This is a genomic window from Mesorhizobium sp. M0514, from assembly GCF_040321145.1.
In the GTDB taxonomy this organism is placed as follows: Bacteria; Pseudomonadota; Alphaproteobacteria; order Rhizobiales; family Rhizobiaceae; genus Mesorhizobium.
Genome location: NZ_JAMYQZ010000184.1, coordinates 1 through 3,061 on the forward strand (window position 1 = coordinate 1; position 3,061 = coordinate 3,061).

The following is a 3,061-nucleotide window of genomic DNA, read 5'->3' on the forward strand; positions in this document are numbered from 1 at the left end:
GCTCGACACCTCTCCCCCGATCGACGGGGGAGAGGAAAGGCGCGAGCCTTGCAGGGGCGCGAACTTATGCGGCCTGGCTCCCTTCCTCTCCCTCCGGAGGGGGGAGAGGTGGCGCCGCGAAGCGGTGACGGAGTGGGGGAAGGCGCTGGTCAAACCCGCAGTCGCAAACAGGGCCAACCCGGCGAGCAAGAAAACAGCCACCCCATATTGCCGGTCCATTCTGTTACCTATCTATCCGGTTCGGATAGAATGCCCTGCCCGCGACAGCACTACCCGAACAGCTGATCCAGAATCCTGCCCTCCAGCCTGGCAAGCTCGACCGAACCGCGCCGGCGCGGCCGCGCCACCGACACGTCGAGATCGAGCGCGATGCGGCCCTCGTCGATCACCACCACCCGGTCGGCGAGCGCAACCGCCTCGGCGACGTCATGCGTGACCAGCACGGCGGTGAATTTTTGCTCCAGCCAGATGCGTCCCAGAAGCTGCTGCATTTCGATGCGGGTCAGCGCATCGAGTGCGCCGAGCGGCTCGTCGAGCGCCAGAATCTTTGGCTGTCCGATCAGTGCACGCGCCAGCGCCACGCGCTGCTTCTGGCCGCCCGACAGCACCGAGGGCCATTCGTCGGCGCGGTCGGCGAGGCCGACTTCACCCAGGATGGCGAGCGCGCGCCGCCTGGCTTCCGCACCGGTGGCAAGCCCGGTCAGCCCGACCTCGACGTTTTTCACCACGCTGGCCCAGGGCAACAGCCGCGGCTCCTGGAACATGAAGCGGCTCTCTTCGCCGGCGCCGGCCTTCGCCTCCGGCCCGAATGTAAGGGATCCAGCGGTTGGCCGATCGAGCCCGGCCAGCAGCCGCAACAGCGTACTCTTGCCGCAGCCGCTCTTGCCGATGACGGCCACAAACTGTCCGACGAGCACATCGAGATCGATGCCGTCGAGCACGACCTTGTCGCCAAAGCGCTTTTCCACGCCCTTGAAGGCAAAGGCGCGCTGCCTTTCGACGGCCTCCTCCGGCCGTGACGGTTCCGGCGCGGCGACGAAGGAACGGATGGCGGTCAGGCTGGCGGTTGGCATCGAACCTCAGGCGTTCTGGAAGGCGGGATGCCAGCCGAGCGACAGCCGCTCGAGCAGGCGGGCGAAGCTGTCGGCAAGCTTGCCGAGCAGCGCATAGATCAGGATCGACAGCACGACCACATCGATCAGCAGGAATTCGCGTGCCTGCATGGCCATGTAGCCGAGGCCGGAACTGGCCGAGATGGTTTCGGCAACGATCAGCGTCAGCCACATGATGCCCAGCGCATAGCGCAGGCCGACGAAGATCGCCGGCAGCGCGCCGGGCAGGATCACCTGAAAAAACAACGCGCGGCGGTCCATGCCGTAGACCCTGCCCATCTCGACCAGCTGCGGGTCGACGCTCTGGATGCCGAGCAGCGTGTTGACGTAGATCGGGAAGAACACGCCGAGCGCCACCAGGAACAGTTTTGCTTCCTCGTCGATGCCGAACCACAGGATGACCAGCGGGATCAGCGCCAGATGCGGGATGTTGCGGATCATCTGCAGCGTCGTGTCGGTCAGGCCGCGGCTGAGCGCCGACAGCCCGTTGGCAAGGCCGAGTGCAAAGCCGATCGAGCCGCCGATGGCAAAGCCGGCCAGCGCGCGCAGCGTGCTGACGCCGATGTTCTGTATCAGCTCGCCCGATAGCGTCAGCCGCCAGAAGGCCTCGGCCACCGCGCTCGGCGCCGGCAGCACATTGGCCGGCATCACGCCGGCGCGGCTGGCGGCTTCCCAGCCAATTATGACCAACGCCGGCAGCAGCCAGCCGATGCCGTTCTGTTTGGCCCGTTGAGCCAGGCTCATGACGACGCCTGAAGGCGGTTGGCGCCGTGGAAGCCGACGGCGAATTCATTGGCGATGTTCTCATGCGCCCGTGCCCGCCTGGTGCCCAGGCCGAGACGCGGGAACAGAAGCTCGGCGACGCGGTAGGCTTCCTCGAGATGCGGGTAGCCAGAGCCGATGATGGTGTCGATGCCGATCGCCTGATATTCGCGGATGCGCTCGACGATCTGCTCCGGCGAGCCGACCAGCGCGGTGCCGGCGCCGCCGCGCACCAGGCCGACGCCGGCCCACAGATTGGGCGAAACCACCAGCCTGTCGCGGCGGCCGCCATGCAGTTCGGCCATGCGCCGTTGTCCCACAGAGTCCATCTCCTTGGTGAAGCGGGCCTGGGCATTTTCGATCTGGGCATCGGTGACGTGGCTGATCAGCCGGTCGGCGGCGCGCCAGGCCTCTTCCTCGGTCTCGCGCACGATGAAATGAAGCCTGATGCCGAAACGCAGTTTGCGGCCGCGCCGTTCAGCCTTTTTGCGCGCCGCGCTGAGTTTTTCCGCCACCTGCGCCGGCGGCTCGCCCCAGGTCAGGTACATATCGACGAGATCGGCGGCGAGCTCCTGGCCGGCATCGGACGAGCCGCCGAAATAGAGCGGCGGCCGCTCCTGTTGCGGCAGAAGGTCAAGGCGGCCATTGTCGACGCGGTAATATTTGCCGTTGAAGTTGACGCTCTCGCCCGACACCAGCGCGCGCCAGATGGTCAGGAACTCTTGCGCCTGCGCATAGCGCTCATCATGCGGCAGGAACACGCCATCGCCGGCAAGCTCGGTCGGGTTGCCGCCGACCACGACATTGAGCAGCAGGCGGCCATTGCTCAGCCGGTCGAGCGCCGCCGTCTGGCGCGCCGCGAAGGTGGGCAACGTCACGCCGGGCCGTAGCGCCACCAGGAATTTGAGCTTTTCCGTCAGCGCTGCAAGGCCGGAGGCGGTGATCCAGGAATCCTCGCAATTCTGCCCGGTCGGCAAAAGCACGCCGGGAAAGCCGAGCCGGTCGACGGCCTGTGCGATCTCCTTGAAGTAAGCGAACTCCGGCGGCCGCTGCTGCTGTTCGGAGCCGAGATAGGAGCCGTCGCCATGCGTCGGGATGAACCAGAAGAAATCGAGCGGGCCGGCTTGCGGGCTTGATGAAGCGGTCATGGCGAAATCCCTGAAGCTTGAAACGGCAAAGGCGCCGGG

3 protein-coding genes are annotated in these 3,061 nt (G+C 66.3%); all 3 read right to left on the reverse strand.

Annotated elements, in window-relative coordinates; all coding sequences use genetic code 11:
- Positions 1-269: 269 nt before the first annotated feature.
- The 3 genes from NKI61_RS32580 to ssuD are packed head-to-tail and all read right to left on the reverse strand — an operon-like array spanning position 270 to position 3,022.
- Entirely contained in the window at positions 270-1,073 is an 804-nt protein-coding gene (locus tag NKI61_RS32580) for an ATP-binding cassette domain-containing protein (RefSeq protein ID WP_352842394.1), read from the reverse strand.
- 6 nt (positions 1,074-1,079) lie between these two features.
- Positions 1,080-1,856 carry an ABC transporter permease subunit gene (locus NKI61_RS32585; RefSeq protein ID WP_023692926.1) on the reverse strand — a complete coding sequence of 259 codons (777 nt, stop codon included), beginning with the start codon at positions 1,854-1,856 and terminating at the stop codon, positions 1,080-1,082.
- Positions 1,853-3,022, reverse strand: coding sequence for an FMNH2-dependent alkanesulfonate monooxygenase (ssuD, locus tag NKI61_RS32590; protein ID WP_023687583.1), 1,170 nt, complete (start codon positions 3,020-3,022; stop codon positions 1,853-1,855). Before ssuD ends, NKI61_RS32585 begins: the two co-directional genes overlap by 4 nt.
- Positions 3,023-3,061: the final 39 nt, after the last annotated feature.